Source organism: Methylobacterium sp. P5_C11 (genome assembly GCF_054049775.1).
Window position 1 is genome coordinate 91,492 of record NZ_JBFULS010000014.1, and the last position, 14,557, is coordinate 106,048.

At 62.8% G+C, this 14,557-nt stretch carries 15 protein-coding genes and 3 pseudogenes; 9 read left to right on the top strand and 9 right to left on the bottom strand.

The features are described 5' to 3' along the window. Positions 1–61 precede the first annotated feature (61 nt). The 4 genes and pseudogenes from ACXJKQ_RS10370 to ACXJKQ_RS10385 all read left to right on the top strand — a co-directional run. Positions 62–987 (top strand): annotated as a pseudogene (locus ACXJKQ_RS10370) (IS3 family transposase); the annotation flags it as partial. A gap of 68 nt (positions 988–1,055) precedes the next feature. Next, positions 1,056–2,087, top strand: a complete 1,032-nt coding sequence (locus tag ACXJKQ_RS10375; RefSeq protein ID WP_457105667.1) for an IS110 family RNA-guided transposase — start codon at positions 1,056–1,058, stop codon at positions 2,085–2,087. Between the two features lie 239 nt (positions 2,088–2,326). Next, positions 2,327–2,545, top strand: a pseudogene (locus tag ACXJKQ_RS10380) (integrase core domain-containing protein); the annotation flags it as partial. Positions 2,546–2,584: 39 nt separating this feature from the next. After that, positions 2,585–2,917 carry a carbonic anhydrase gene (locus tag ACXJKQ_RS10385; RefSeq protein ID WP_457105668.1) on the top strand — a complete coding sequence of 111 codons (333 nt, stop codon included), beginning with the start codon at positions 2,585–2,587 and terminating at the stop codon, positions 2,915–2,917. 148 nt (positions 2,918–3,065) lie between these two features. Here the strand turns inward: ACXJKQ_RS10385 and ACXJKQ_RS10390 are convergent, their stop codons facing one another. After that, on the bottom strand, positions 3,066–3,317 hold the full coding sequence (locus tag ACXJKQ_RS10390; protein ID WP_457105669.1) for a hypothetical protein: 252 nt from the start codon (positions 3,315–3,317) through the stop codon (positions 3,066–3,068). A 335-nt stretch (positions 3,318–3,652) separates the two neighbouring features. Further along, a complete protein-coding gene (locus ACXJKQ_RS10395) occupies positions 3,653–3,877 on the bottom strand; it encodes a hypothetical protein (RefSeq protein WP_457105670.1) in 225 nt (74 codons plus the stop codon). Between the two features lie 323 nt (positions 3,878–4,200). Between ACXJKQ_RS10395 and ACXJKQ_RS10400 the strand changes: the two genes are divergently transcribed. The 5 genes and pseudogenes from ACXJKQ_RS10400 to ACXJKQ_RS10420 all read left to right on the top strand — a co-directional run bounded on the left by ACXJKQ_RS10400 (position 4,201) and on the right by ACXJKQ_RS10420 (position 9,469). Beyond that, positions 4,201–5,226 carry a DUF3644 domain-containing protein gene (locus ACXJKQ_RS10400; protein ID WP_457105671.1) on the top strand — a complete coding sequence of 342 codons (1,026 nt, stop codon included), beginning with the start codon at positions 4,201–4,203 and terminating at the stop codon, positions 5,224–5,226. Between the two features lie 651 nt (positions 5,227–5,877). Then, a complete protein-coding gene (locus ACXJKQ_RS10405; RefSeq protein ID WP_457105672.1) occupies positions 5,878–6,813 on the top strand; it encodes an IS110 family RNA-guided transposase in 936 nt (311 codons plus the stop codon). 115 nt (positions 6,814–6,928) lie between these two features. After that, positions 6,929–7,444: pseudogene (locus ACXJKQ_RS10410) on the top strand (ParA family protein); the annotation flags it as partial. Positions 7,445–7,792: 348 nt separating this feature from the next. Continuing rightward, positions 7,793–8,908 carry a hypothetical protein gene (locus ACXJKQ_RS10415; RefSeq protein ID WP_457105673.1) on the top strand — a complete coding sequence of 372 codons (1,116 nt, stop codon included), beginning with the start codon at positions 7,793–7,795 and terminating at the stop codon, positions 8,906–8,908. Between the two features lie 273 nt (positions 8,909–9,181). Continuing rightward, positions 9,182–9,469 carry a hypothetical protein gene (locus ACXJKQ_RS10420; protein ID WP_457105674.1) on the top strand — a complete coding sequence of 96 codons (288 nt, stop codon included), beginning with the start codon at positions 9,182–9,184 and terminating at the stop codon, positions 9,467–9,469. 135 nt (positions 9,470–9,604) lie between these two features. On the opposite strand, the gene ACXJKQ_RS10425 is transcribed toward ACXJKQ_RS10420, so the two are convergent. The 7 genes from ACXJKQ_RS10425 to ACXJKQ_RS10455 all read right to left on the bottom strand — a co-directional run. Beyond that, positions 9,605–9,787 carry a hypothetical protein gene (locus ACXJKQ_RS10425; RefSeq protein WP_457105675.1) on the bottom strand — a complete coding sequence of 61 codons (183 nt, stop codon included), beginning with the start codon at positions 9,785–9,787 and terminating at the stop codon, positions 9,605–9,607. Between the two features lie 169 nt (positions 9,788–9,956). After that, positions 9,957–10,196, bottom strand: a complete 240-nt coding sequence (locus ACXJKQ_RS10430) for a hypothetical protein (RefSeq protein ID WP_457105676.1) — start codon at positions 10,194–10,196, stop codon at positions 9,957–9,959. Between the two features lie 17 nt (positions 10,197–10,213). Next, complete coding sequence (locus ACXJKQ_RS10435; protein ID WP_457105677.1) at positions 10,214–10,459, bottom strand: hypothetical protein; 246 nt, start codon at positions 10,457–10,459, stop codon at positions 10,214–10,216. A 99-nt stretch (positions 10,460–10,558) separates the two neighbouring features. Further along, the gene (locus ACXJKQ_RS10440; RefSeq protein WP_457105687.1) at positions 10,559–10,750 is read right to left on the bottom strand and encodes a hypothetical protein; all 192 of its coding nucleotides are present in this window, start codon (positions 10,748–10,750) and stop codon (positions 10,559–10,561) included. Further along, positions 10,663–11,712: a hypothetical protein gene (locus tag ACXJKQ_RS10445; RefSeq protein WP_457105678.1), complete on the bottom strand. Its 1,050-nt coding sequence runs from the start codon at positions 11,710–11,712 to the stop codon at positions 10,663–10,665. Before ACXJKQ_RS10445 ends, ACXJKQ_RS10440 begins: the two co-directional genes overlap by 88 nt. A 224-nt stretch (positions 11,713–11,936) precedes the next feature. After that, positions 11,937–13,394 (bottom strand): hypothetical protein, encoded by a 1,458-nt coding sequence (locus tag ACXJKQ_RS10450; RefSeq protein ID WP_457105679.1) that lies wholly within the window; start codon positions 13,392–13,394, stop codon positions 11,937–11,939. Between the two features lie 734 nt (positions 13,395–14,128). After that, positions 14,129–14,557: hypothetical protein (locus tag ACXJKQ_RS10455; protein ID WP_457105680.1), on the bottom strand; the 429-nt coding region annotated here is incomplete at its 5' end.

The following is a 14,557-nucleotide window of genomic DNA, read 5'->3' on the forward strand; positions in this document are numbered from 1 at the left end:
TGACCGGCTGGCTTTGGACCGGGCTGATTGAGAGGATCAGTCAGGATCGAAGGAGTCGGCCATGCGGCGAGGTCAGAAGACGAGCGCGGAGCAGGTCGTGCTGAAGCTGCGCCAGATCGAGGTGCAGACGGCACAAGGCAAGAGTTTGGCGCTGGCGTGCAAGGAGGCGGAGATCTCCGAGCAGAGCTACTACCGCTGGCGCAAGGAGTACGGTGGCCTCCAAGTCGACCAGGCCAGGAAGATGAAGGACCTGGAGCGCGAGAACGCGCGGCTGCGGCGGCTTGTGGCCGATCTGTCTTTAGAGAAGCAGGTTCTGGCGGACGTCGCCTCGGGAAACTTATAGCCCCCGAGCGACGCCGGCAGGCGGTCGATGGCATCCGTGAGAAGTACGGTCTCTCGGAACGCCACGCCTGTCGGATCGTCGGCCAGGACCGGGGCACGCAGCGCTACGTGCCCACCGTGCTGGCCGACGAGGATGCGCTGACCCAGGCCATCATCGCCCTGGCGTCCGAGTACGGACGCTACGGCTACCGCCGCGTCACCGCGCTGCTTCAGGCAGCCGGCTGGCAAGTTGGCAAGGACCGGGTCCAGCGCATCTGGCGTCGCGAGGGGCTGAAGGTTCCCGGCCGACATAGACCCCGCAGCCGCCTGTGGCAGAACGACGGCTCGTGCGTGCGACTACGGCCGCTCCACCGCAATCACGTCTGGAGCTTCGACTTCGTGCAGGCGCAGACGCACGATGGGCGGAGCCTGCGCATCCTGACGCTGATCGACGAGCACAGCCGGGCTTGCCTCGCCTTGAAGGTGGCGCGGCGTATCAACAGCGTCGGCGTGATCGAGGCCCTGGCGGAGGCGATGTGCCTGCACGGCATCCCGGAGCACATCCGCTGCGACAATGGCCCTGAGATGATCTCGAAGGCACTGCGCAAGTGGGTCGCCGAAGCTGGCTCGCAGATCCAGTACATCGCACCCGGCTCGCCATGGGAGATGGCGTAATCGGTCTTGAGTCGCGCAAGCTCGCCAGACCGATCCAACGATCCGGAAGGGCTGCTACCATGCTCCACTATGTTGGCCTCGATGTCTCCCTCGACCAAACCAGCCTGTGCATGCTCGACGCGGCCGGCCGGATCGTGCGCGAGACCAAGATCGACACCGATCCCGACGTGATCGCCGCCTACCTCGGCCAAACCGCTCTGACCGTCGAGCGGGTTGGCCTGGAGGCGGGACCGCTCTCGCAGTGGCTGCACGCCGGCCTCGTCGCGCACGGGCTGCCGACGATCTGCGTCGAGACCCGCCACACCAAGGCGGCGCTGGGCGCCATGCCGGTCAACACCGACCGCGGGGACGCACGCGGCATCGCGCAGCTGATGCGTACCGGCTGGTTCAAGGCGGTACACGTCAAGACGCAGCAGGCGCAGGAGTGGCGCCTGCTCCTCACCCAGCGTCGCCTGCTCGTCAACAAGCTGATCGACGTCGAGGCCGAGATCCGCGGCACGCTACGCGGCTTCGGGCTGAAGATCGGGCGCGTAGGGCGCGCCGGGTTTGCGGTGCGCGTGCGCGAGTTGCTCGCTGACCGGCCAAGCCTCCTGCGGGTCGTCGAACCCGTTCTGCTCGTGCAGGCCGCGCTGCTGGCGCAGCGTGAGGCCCTGCATCGGATGGTCTTACAGACGGTCCGCGAGGAGGAGGTCTGCCGGCGGATGATGACGGTGCCTGGCGTAGGCCCGATCACGGCGCTGGCCTTCCGCGCAACGGTCGATCAGGCCGAGCGCTTCACCCGCTCGCGCGACGTGGGCGCCCACTTCGGTTTGACGCCACGCCGCTACCAGTCCGGCGAGACGGATCGTTCGGGCACGATCACCAAAACCGGCGACGCGCTCACGCGTCACGCACTGTACGAGGCTGCCACCAGCATGCTGGTACACGCCACAAAACCCTCGTCCTTGCGCCGCTGGGCTCTGGCAATCGCCAAGCGCCGCGGGCTGCAGAAGGCGCGCGTCGCCCTCGCGCGCCGCTTGGCGGTCGTGCTCCACCGGATGTGGCGCGACGGCAGCGTGTTCCACCCGCAGGGACGACCTGCCATGGCCTGATCCGGCTGCCGACGAGATCCGCGCGCGTCGCGGAATGGTGTCCCCGTGGGGACGAGGGTTAGGCGAGGACGGACCCGTTCCTGTGCCCGGCATCTGCGGATGCCAAGGCCGCGTAAGGGAGATTGGTCCCGCCGCCCTTCAGCACCCCATCCTGAGGCGGTCGCATACCGACCTCGAAGAGAAGCATGAGATCCACGGGGGATCACCGCGTCCATTGACATGCGCGATATCGATTAGAGAAGAACGGGTACTGTGAGAGCTTCAACGGCAAGCTGCGCGACGAGTGCCTGAGGCAGGAGATCTTCTACTCACTCAAGGAGGCACAGATCGTGATCGGCCTCTGGCAGAACACGTACAACCGCGTCCGGCCGCATTCGTCGCTGGGCTACAGACCACCCGCGCCCGTCAGCTACCCGGATCTGGCCTTCCAGCTACCCATGGCAGCGGCCATGCAGTAGCCTCGCAACTAGCCCGGTCCAAAATACCGGTCGGGTCAGGTGGCCGAACTTGGTGTGCCGCTGATCGTGGTGCTCGGCCACGAGAAGTGCGGGGCGGTGCAGGCGGCCGTCAGCGTGGTGAGGGAGAACACCACCTTCCCCGGCAGCATCGGCCAGATGGTCGAGCCGATCGTGCCGGCGATGCTGAAGGTACAGGGCCAATCGGGTGATTTGCTCGACAACGCGGTGCGCGAGAACGTGCGCCGCACCGCCAATCGGCTTCGCACCTCAGAGGCGCTGCTTACGGAGCCGCTCAACGCCGGCAAGCTGAAGATCGTCGGTGCTCGCTATGACCTCGGCGATGGCAGCGTCGACTTCTTCGACGAGGGTTGAGACACGGGAGCTGCGAGGCCCGCTCCCCTAACTGCTCGGGGAGCCACTCACCTAAACACCTGTGGTACATAGATATTATCAGACAGGTCGCGAGTGCGAGGGCACTCTGCGAGGGCAGCCTATCGATCATACCCCCGGGCCGCGCAGTTCATCTGGAACTCGAATCCGTTCTGGGGCTTGGGAACCCGACCCAGAGCACGCGCTGGCGGTAGGGGCCGGGCTTGCCCAGATCGCACAGGCCATGGCCAATCCCGGACGCCCCGTTGCGGCCCCGGAGCCATTGCACGATCTCGGGGCAGATCTCCGTCCCCCGGTCATTGTAGATTCGCGGCCACCGCGAGGGTTCGAGGTGCAGGAACGAGCAGTACTGGGCGATGAACGCCCGTTGGTAGCTTGACATCCACGGCTGCACGTCCGGGCGCTCCAAATCGTCCTTTCGGTGTCCACCACGGGTCGCCCGACACTGGCCGCGGCGACCTTCTTCTCTAAGCTGTCCATCAGACGGTCGAAGGCCGTCCGGCGCTCGGACTCGGGGGCCGCCTCTGGCGGCATCGGGACCATCGTGGAGTTGGCCGCTGCGAGCTTCCGGACGCTGGCCGAGCAGGTCCGCTCGGGCGTCGGCTCCGAGGCCGTCCTCGGGACCAGCTCCGGCTCCTCCGGACCGCCGTCGATTGTCTCGGTTGGTGGGCCAAACATGCATTTTTCTGCACCCTGGGAAGGATGCTTTTCTAAGATTCAGGAAGGCGGGCTTTCGAGGGGCTGAGAGGCGGCCTCGACAACGACCTCTGCGGCGAGCGCTTGGCTCTTCCGCCACCGGTCGCGTACCGCGTCGAGCTTGACTATGATGATCGAGGAGTCGCGGAATCGCCGCTTGATCTCGATCAACCAGGAGCCGATCTTCTTGAGGGCGTTCTGCACGACCCGGAGGCAGACCTTGGCGCGGACGGCGATGGCCTTCACGGCGGGATCGCAGAATCCGGCTGTCCGGCAGCGTTAGAGGACCACCGAGAGGGCAGCCCGCTCGCCCAGGGTGTGCTCACGGTCGCGTCGCCGAGCGCCGCGTGATCGAGGTGCTGGCGAACCACGAGGAATGCCTGAACAATCACCACTGACGAGATAAATTGTCAGATCTATCGTTGTCGTGCCTCCGCTCCCGAGCGACGGTCCGAATAGGTAGCGGCACGTGCATCGGGCAAACTCCAGGTTTATTCTCGCGTCGGTCGCGCTCGAATCGGATCGGAATAGGGATGCGAAAAGAGGCTCGGGTCCTGCATTGTAAGGCGGTGGACTCCCTCATTCTCGCGGTCGACCACTTCAACCGCTCCTATGATCGAGGTCGCTGCGAGGCCGTACTCATCCTGATGGATCGCGCTTTCGAACTGCTGCTTAAAGCGATCATCGTCCACAAGGGCGGGGAAATCCGGGAGCGCAAAAAGGAGGGTGTTACGATTGGCTTCGATCTATGCCTTCGGAAATGCCTATCCGACGCAGCGCTGAAATGCATTTCGGACGACGATGCCGTGGCGTTGCAGAGCCTCAATTCGCTCCGGGACGCGGCCCAGCACTACGTCGTTGAGCTGTCGGAAGAACAGCTCTACGTCTATGCCCAGATGGGCGTGACGCTGTTCGCCCGCCTCACCCGCGAGGCCCTCGGCCTTCCGATCGGGAACGAGGTTCCTGCACGCGTTCTTCCGATCAGCCCCAAGCCGCCCCAGGATCTGGGAGCCTTGTTCGATCTCGAATTCGCAGACATCAAACGGCTGGTCGCGCCCGGATCGCGCAAGCGCCTCGACGCTCGCGCGAAATTGCGCTCCCTCGCAATTCTTCAGGCCAGCCTCGATGGGCGTAAGAGCCTACCAAGCGACGCCGAACTCGATCAGATCGTCCGCCGTATCAATGCAGGCGAGCCCTGGCGGGCCATCTTCCCCGGCGTTGCGACGCTTGCCATCGAGCTCGATCCGACCGGTCCTGGCTTGTCGATCCGCATCACCCGAAACCGCGGTGAAGCGGTTCAGACAACCGCGGAGGGCGACCCCAACAGCACCGTCGTGGCGGTCAAGACCGTCAACGCGCACGACCATTTTAATCTTGGCCTGCGCGACCTCGCAAAGAAACTGAAGGTCACACAGCCCAAGCTTCTGTGTTTGATTCTGCACGACAAGGTGCAAGGCAACTCTGATTATTATCGCGAGTTCAAGCTGACGACGCAGCCCGTTAAACGCTATAGTCCAAAAGCGCTCGACTACCTCCACCGCCGATTGCGCGACGTTAATCTTGAAGAGCTATGGATCGCATCGAGAGCAGCATGATCAGAAGCATTGCGGTTATCTGCTCCTTGTGTCGAGACATGCCAGGAAAAAGGTTCTAAAATTTAGTCACACCATTAAACTGTTGCGCGACATAAAGGACCGTTATGAAGAAACTATAAGTTCTTATTTTTCAGTGCTCTAGGTCATCTGTTCATCTGATTGGCCACGGTCTAATTATCCTTCTGCTACGATTTATTTTTTTTGAATGCGACAACGACAATATTTTCAATAAAAGGCCTGTTTTTGAAGCGGTTGCGTCCAGCCCGTTCATATTTTCACACTTCAGCGGTTCGGGTCTTGTATGCCTCAACATCCCGATCGATAGGCCGTCCTTAGGAGTCCACAAGCATCTATTCGGTCGTGCTGCGTGTCGTGCTCGCCCTGGTGCTCCAGCACCATCCGCACCGCACGCTCGAGGACCTCAGGAGAGAAGGGTGGGGTATGCTTCGTCATGGCTCCATCCTCGCAAGAGTTGGAGCCTCCTGTCTGCCGCGGTTGGCCTACTCTGCGGGCGCGGACGGCATCCCGCGAGCCTCCTGGGTGCCCAACCCCGCTTCTCGGATTGGGAGCCGTCCGCGTCATGGACCTTCAGCCTGAACAGTTGACCGGTACAGCCGCGGCCGATCCCGCAGGACAGGAGCAGAGATCGTCATGCAGGACCTCTTCATCGGCGTCGATGTCGCCAAGGAGTGGCTCGACGTTCATCATCCCCTTCGCGGAGCCCGTCGGATCGCCAACACGCCGGCCGTGGCGCGAAGCTTCGCCGGCTCATGCGCGAAGCAAGGCGCCTGGGTCGTCTTCGAGGCGAGCGGCGGCTACGACCGGGTCCTGCGCGAGGCCCTCGAACGATCCGGAGTTCACTTCAGCCGCGTGAACCCACGCCAGGCGCGCGACTTCGCCCGTGCCATGGGCGTGATCGGCAAGACCGATCGCGTCGACGCGCGCATGCTGGCTGAGCTGGGTGCCCGCCTGCGGCCGGCACAGACGCAGCCCCTTGCGGCAGCGCGGCGCGCTCTCCAGGCCCAGGCGACGCGCCGCCGCCAGCTCGTTGAGATCCGTAAGCAGGAAGCCACGCGTCTCCATCAGACCGCCGACCGGCAGGCGCGTGCCGACATCATCAGCCTGATGGCCCTGCTCGATCGCCGCATCGCCAAGGTCGAGGCGCTGATGGCCGCCCTGGTCAAAGCGGATCCTGAGACGCAGGCTGTCGAAAGGCGTCTGCGAACCGCACCGGGCGTGGGCCCGATCGTGGCCGCGACGCTGATCGCAGAGATGCCCGAGCTCGGGCAACTGGACCGCCGCCGCATCGCGGCCTTGGCCGGCTTGGCGCCGGTCGCCCGCGAGAGCGGCAAGCGCGTCGGCCCACGCAGCATCGGCGGCGGTCGGCCGGTCGTGCGAACGATCCTCTACCTCGCGGCCCTCCAGGCGTCGCGCCGATGCCGCATCTTCCGCGAGTTCCGGCAACGCCTGCAAGTCGCCGGGAAGCCGACCAAGGCTGCACTGACCGCGACCGCTCGGAAGCTCCTGGTCACCCTCAACGCCATGCTCGCCACAGGTACCGACTACACCGCCACGGTCGCCGGCTGATTACAGTTGCCGAAAATCCCGGGGCGCTTCACAATGGCCGCCACAACAGCGGCTACGGCCGCCACCAGCGCACCGACAGCGGCAGCCTCGGTCCACCAGGCCATGGAAGGGCGTCGCGGGGAAATCGACCCTGGCCCACGTGCTCGGCACGACGCTGGCGGCCCACGGCGCCAACGTGACGCTGCTCGACTGCGACCCGAACCGACCCATCGCTACCTGGGCGAAGGGCGGCAGCTCCAAGGCGACGAAAGTGATCGGCGACGTCGGGGAGAGCGGCATCGTATCGGCGATCGACGCTGAACGGGCTGCCCGGCAGCTCGTCTTGGTCGATCTGGAGGACACGGCGAGCCGCATGGTCTCGCGGGCCATCATGCGTTCCGACCTGGTGCTGATCCCGATGCAGGCCTCTGCCATCGACGCGGCGCAGGCGGCCCGAGCAGTCAGCCTGGTGCAGGAGGAAGAGCCGGTGGTTGGCCGGGCGAACCCATTCCGCGTCCTGTTCACCCGCACATCGCCGGCGATCTCCACCCGGAACGAGAAGATGATCATCGACGAGCTGCGCGGGGCAGGGATCCCGGTCCTGACCACACACCTCAACGAGCGTGCCTTCTACAAGAGCATGTTCACCTAAGGTCAGACACTCGCCGAGCTCGACACGTCCYTTGTGAACGGCGTGCCGACCGCACTGGAGAACGCCAAGCGCCTCTCGGGCGAAATCATTGAGCTCGTCAACAGCCCTGTGCGTCGCCTGCTGTGGGAAAGCAGGTGAGGGCGGCCAGAGCGGCGAGGAGTGCGGGGTTCCGTTAAGGACCCCGCTTACGACAGGGTGCGTCGACCTGCATCTCGAGGGGAGCGGAGAATAGGCAGAAATTTCTACGGCATAGATGCCAGGCTGTATTAACCATTACTCACGATGATACATGCGTTCCTGATGTCGTTGTGAGACTATCTCTGACTCTGCTGCGTGATGGAGTCGCTGATGAAGGTCACACATCCGCGTCATCCGAAGCCGCGACCGTTCAGCGGCTCCTACCTTGAGGTAGCCTGCACGCTCGACGCAGCCTGCCCAGGCTTTCTAAATCGCCTATTCTATGCTTCCGACCTGCGGCGCGCCACTATCTTCGCGGCGCTGGCCGAGATCAAGTTCGACGGTGCCGATCAGGTGGTCCTCCGCTTGCGCCGTCTCGCGCCCGCTCTCTGCCATCCTGATCTCGACATCTGGGCTCAGGTGGCTCGCGCGCTGATGGTCCTGCGTGCTCGTAACATCGTTCAGGCCATCTTCGGAGATGTGCCGGACGGTCTCGTTGGTCTGCTCGCGCGCCTCGGACCCGATCCGCTGCCCAATCGTGGTCAGTACCGACTCGCCCACCGGCTCTTCGCCGATCCGCGCGCCCGCGCCCGTGCCAAATTGTTGCGCCAGACCCCCGGCCGCATCACCCCGGACCACATTGAGACCGCCGTGCGCCTCGACCCCGTGCTGCTCCACCAGAAGGTGTTCGAACAGGTCCGCGGTGCAGAGCAAGTCGAGACCCTGCACGCGGCGCTCGCGCTCATTCGCGCCCTAGTGCCACAGGTGAACGACGTGGCGCTGCATCGCTCTCTCGATGGTCTTCGCTCGTCTGGCACGGACCTGGGCGAATGGATCGAGCGCTGGCTGCGGAAGGCCACCCGCGTGCCGTTTGCTCCGCCGATCCCGGCGAACGATCCTGATCTGCGCGTGTTGGATGGGCCTGGTATGGTCGAGCTTGGCCGCCGCTTCCGCAACTGCGCTCGCGACCGCGTCGGGCATGTTGCGGCCGGTCTGCGTTGCTACATCGAATGGCGTGATCGCAACGCTCCCGCGGTGATCGAACTCCGCCGTCTGACGGGCGGCCTTTTCTTGGTCGAGGACCTGCGCGGGCCGAACAACCGCGATCTCGATCCGAAGTTGGCCGAGCTCATCCGCGGCAGGCTCGCCACCTTCGGGGTGCTCAGCCTTATCGGCGTCCCACCTACCGTCGCTGGCGGTGCGCTCATGAGCCTTCTCGGCGCGTGGGTGGCTGACGAGGGCGAGGCTGATCCGTACTTGATCGATCTGTTGGCGAAGGCGGCGTGATGGAGGCCATCCGCCAGCTGAAAAGATCATCTCCCCGGCGATCTCGACGACACAGCGCTCTCGAGCGCCATCGCGGCTCGAACCGCCATGGGAACGTGGTGGCGAACCGAGCCCGCACGCCGACGCGGGGCGCACGCCTCTCCGGAGCCGGCGCTGAACGCGATGATCGAGGTAGGCCGATCGGTGATCTTCGGATCGCCGAGGTACCCTACCGCTTCCTGCCGGACCTCCGCAGCCTCCGAGCGTCCGTCCGACGACCGACGGAGTGGCTGATTGCCCAAGACCGTACCCGTGGACCGGAGTGCGATCTTCACGGAACTCTGCCGCCGCAATGCATTGCGGCGGGAGGTGCATCTTCCGCGGCTCAACATCCCCGCGGAATACGAGCGCCTTGTCGCGGTCGAGACGTGGCGTCTTATCTGCGAGGCGCACTACACACGCACCCGTGCTGAGGTGCTGGCGGAGCAGCGCGCTCGGCACGGACCCGACTGGGGTTTATCAGCGAGCGGGCGCTGGGCCGTGGAAATCTTCACGGCCCAGCGGCTGCGCGAGCGGTATTGAATGTGATCCGGCGCGGGGAGCGCGTGCATCGCAAAGCGATGCCGATGATCGAGCCAGGTTTTCTGTCACGACTCGCTGGACATCGGGTTCACCTAACGAGTGCATTCTCGTCGAATTCCCTGTCGATATTTGTCGTCAGGTGTTGATCTGCTCGCAGAGGCTGTCGATCGCGGCGAGCGTGAGGCCGCTGCGACTGCCGCCATTGGTCGCGAGCTCCCGGATCTCATCGGGCATGGCAGTGAGTCCGCTGTGAGACTGGTAGAGGCGCAATGCCGCGAGGATGGTGTCAAGCTGTGCATCATTGATAGTAATAGTCATGGTGTGATTTCCTTCTTAAATGAGACGGAACGCTTACTGAATGCTGAACTCAGGGCAATACGGAAGATCTATAGCGTTCGAGGGCAGATCGTTCGTGTGCTTGCCATTGCCGGCAAAAGCACGCGAGCCCTGAGACGATGGGGCAGCTCCGTCGGACCCTCCCATCAAATTACCCGCGCTCGGCGATGTAGCGATCGGCCCAGTGGGCCGCCTGAGAGACAGTCAACTCGTAGTCGACGCCCGCAAGCACAGTATTATCCCAAGTCTCATTGAGCTGAATACCACAGCGCTGGTTGAGGTGTTGTTGCCCGCGCACTTTCTCTATACGCGTGCCGTGCTTTTTGGCGCGAATGCGCAGGTGATACAGGGCAGATTTCTCCGCCGACACTATGGTGACATACTCACACATGCCGCGATCCCTTCTGCTCAGTCCTCGAGCGTGAGCTCACGAACGCCGACGCTGTGGCCATTCTCATCTCCGAGCCAGTCGCTCAGCGCTTCGAGATCGAGATAGGCGATCAGCTCACCATCGTCCGTCTCGGCACCGGGCCCGATATCCATGTCCACCATGAGCATGCCACGCGCCGCTGTCTCTGCAGCCGCCAGAGTGCGGTGAAGGGAATACTCGTTTTCCTCGGAGTGGTTCTCGTACACCGCGAGATACACTTTCATGGCAACTCTCCTTGACAAGCTCCCCGCCGCAACCCGGCCGGGAAAAATGTCACCGTTTTTGAAAACTAGCCGTGACGAGCCACGGCCGTGATCAAATGTTTAGCTACAATGAATATGCCAATTCCTGGATGTATTTATAACGTCCTTCACTGTCTTACGGTAAGATTTTGGTATGACGGTCGCCTTATGTACCTGCCGTATCGTCATTCCACTATGGACTGGAGCACCAGCATCTTCAACCTCACCATCTCGGATCGAAGTTCTTCGACTTCGGCCTTTAACGATTCGTATTTCGCCTTCGTCGGCTGAGTGACCCGATTTTGCCGAGCCTTTAGGCGACGCTCTAACTCGTCGAGACCGAGGGTGCCCTGTTCTGTCGTGTCAGCGGTCTTGTGGCCGCCAACCAGCTTGATCTGGGACGCTGGATCGGGTTGGTATTCGCTTCCATCGCTGGCACGATCGCGGCGCCGGAGCAGGCCGAATTGCCAGCCGTTGGCGAACCACTCCTCACAGTCATCGGGCTTCACTTTTCGGAGTACGCCATTCCGATGCATCCATCGGAAGCGAGCATTGCGATCAATCACCATTGCCTCAGACGTCGCAGTGGCAGACGCGAGTCGTGCAGGAGCTGGCCGGTTGACTGGCTGAAGAGTGCGCTGAGGCGACCCCGATAGCGCTGGATGTGAGCTATTATCGGGGCGTGTATCGAGGACTGGCGGCTGCTCGCCCGTTGACTGCGGGGTCGCGACGGCTGGTTCTGGTGTCAGCACACCCCCTACAGCCGCCGGCTGAAGTTGTTCTCGCAATTCCGGAGTCGGCGCCCTAGTCAGCCGGCTCGCCCGCAATGCGTTCTGATAAGCGTTCCGCGGCGGTTGGAGCGCGACCTCCTTCCGCTTCTGCTCGATCACCACATCGCGCTGCTCCTTCGTCAGGTTGCGCAACTCTTTGAGAATCGCGTTTCGAATAGCCACTTTGTCCGGACCACCGAAGGTGCTGTGGCTGTCGGTATGGCTCTCATGGAAAACAATACGCGCCAATCCCCGCCGACGCAGATGGTCGTTCAATGTAATGAGATCATCATCACGGAGCATTGTGCCTTTTTCCAAATAGAAATCCTCGATCTTGCTCCAGCGTGGATCGCTAATAGACGCATACGGCTGGACTTTGTCTATCGCGTCAAGTACTAAATAGTCTTCAGCCCTGGTCAGCGCCCAAACTTTCCGACCGCTCTGCGTAATTATTAGATTTGGCATATGTTAGCACCGTTGATTGCCGGCCAGTCATAGGTTTGTACTGATAAGATATGTTGAACTCAAAACAGTTTTCTCAAGAATTCTGATATTCGTAGTCAATTTTGGCTCGATTAAAACAAGTTTTCAGCTGAATTCAATATGCGTTTTAGCTAACAGTGATCACTCTTGGTCAATATATCTTGTTTGTGGCTTTGTTTCCCTGAGACAACTGCGCTGCCTCATCATCAATCGGTCCGTGAGCCATAACCGCCATCCTTCGACGGTCTCCCACGCGGACGATAGGTCCCTTCTCTCTGCCGCTCGATCTTCCGCCGCTCACGCTCGCGCCGCTTGCGCGCCGCATCCGCATCTAGGCATTCCTGTCGGCGCTCTTCGAAGGTTTGCCCGGCGAACGTCGGCTCCGCCCTTAGTCGCCGGGCGGACGCGGCTCGTACGACATCTATGATGCCTGCTTCCTCGACACTTTCGAGACGGACGCTCGCGGTGATGTTAGTCTCGATGAGGTAACGCCGCAGAGCGATCGCCTGCTCGTAGTCGTACAGATAGATCCGGTACTGCCCGTCGAAGGCCGGGTCGCGGAGCGCGCCCCGTAGGACGAATTGGATAACATCCTCGATCTCGCGGGCACGCTCGATCTCGTCCACGGTCAAACCCAGTGCCGATCGGATCGCGGCGTCTGATGGCACCGCTTTGCTGGAGTAGATGAACGCGCAGCTCTCGTGCTGGATGAGCCTGTTCGTACCGGCCTGTTTCGGTGACACCGCCATCGCGGCATCGAGCCAGCCGTCAAAATAGTCGAGGACGACCTGGTTTCCGGAATAGAAGCCGAGATCCGGCACCGTCCGGAGATGGCGGACGACGGCATTCAGGCAGCTTTTGCCCTCGGTCGTCGCCCACCACGTTGTCGAGCCGACATGACCCCGGGTGAAGTAGCGGATCACCACGCTGGGGTAGGCGCTTCGATCGCCCTCTAGGCGGTGATACTCGTATCCGACGCGGTCGCCATCGAGGCGGAGACTCGCCAATCCGCACAAGCTCGTCTCGAAATTGGCGCCCGCGATCTCGACGGAGGCGAAGCCGTCGAGAGCGGCCGGCGTCCAGGCGGCGTACCAACGCACCTCCCGCCCCGCCAAGGTCGCATCCCGCCAGTCGCCAATATCGACGAGTGCACGGCCGTGCAGCGCCCGCGCGGATTTATCGAAGCCGACGAGCTCGCGCAGGTGCGTGTCGCGCAACAGCGCACCAAGTGCTGGCGCGTCCGGTTTGAGACTCGTGCGCCACCAGCCCTCGACCTCGGACGGCGCGAGATCGTACGACATGGCGAGGTACGACGCCGCGGCCGGAGCGGCGAAGGAACCTGCAGCGAGGGCATCGGGTACCTCGTCCAGTCGGGCATGCCACGGCTGGGCCTGTTCGGTGAACGGGCCGAGATCGGCGCTGCGCAGCGCCTCGTGGGTGATCAACAGAGCAGCGTGACACACCCCCGACAGCGCGTGGCACGCGTCGACGACGCGTCGGGCTGTATCTGGGCGCTTCTGCGCACTGTGCACGGCCTCGACGACGAGGGCGATGCCGCGCGCCGAAGCTTCGGCTCGGAGCCAATCGGCGTGCTCATCGATCAGGGCGGTCCGAGGGGCAGCCAGCAAGTAGCGCTCGGGAGTGTCGAGGATGCCCCGCAGCATCGTGCGCGTCTTCCGGCAACCAGGTGGCCCAGAATATATACTGATTTTCATTTTACTTCGACGTACCCTCGGAAGATAGGAGAATAAATCCGTCCGACGCGTATCTATAGCTAGAATACAGGACGCATTTATTAAGATGAAAATGCGTTGCGCGCATCTTTGTCCTTCGACGGAATGCGAGCGAAGCGCCGTCGGGGCGTGTCGCAGGCGCGAAGGCGCGAGCGGCAGCGAGGCGCGTTCGACCCGAGACGCGTCCCGACAGGATGGGGCGGCGCAGCGCCGCCCCTCCCTCGGTATGATCGGCATGATCGCGATCGATCTCGACTACCGAATGACGGGAGACGCCGCTCGGGCGCCACCGCGTTGCCGCGGCGTGCCCCGATCCGCGTGCCGCTTCGCTTCCTCGGTCGAGAGCCGGGGGCCTCGCCCGACTGACGCGGCGCGGCGCGGCGCGAGCCAGGAGACGGGTTCGATCTCGAGGTCATTCCGAGATCGGATTTGGTTTCCTCGAAATCAGGAAGACCAAGAGACCGCCGCCCGCGGCGGCCGAGTACGCACCGGACGCAAACCCAGTAAGAGGCGCCCGCCCTGATCCGATGCCATACGGCCGACGGTGATGTCGGTGGCGTTTGAATCCAACGCGGACGGCACGACCACCTTCACTTCCAGGTGGATTCCCTTGGAACGCCAAGAGAGTATTGAGCTTTATGCCTAGCTTCTTCGCATCGTAGGTGTCACGCGGCTTCCTCGCGTTCATGAGCGTCACTCTTGTCGAAGGCTGTGCTCCAGTATCGCGACAGAATTTCATAGTACTCTTCCAGAGTTGTCGCACTCATCGACACGGCGGGTTTCATAACGCAGAGGGGCCCGCCTTCCGCGCCGTACAGATTGTAAAGAGCTTCGTCGTCCATCATCTCCAGCGCGCCGCGCCGATTATTGTCTAGGTCGCCGTGCAGTATCGTCATGATCAGAAGCGCTTTTAAGAATGTGTGCGCGGCCTCTTTCGTGTCGAAGAAGGTCGTGTGGCCGAACAAGTTGTGGTTTGAGACGTGGACAAAGTAGTTCATCGGCTTTCCTTTTGGATTCCATAGTCGGGTGGGTTGGAGAACAAGCCGCACGCCACCGCTTCGACGACCGAGGGTCGCCGATCCGAGCTCATGGCG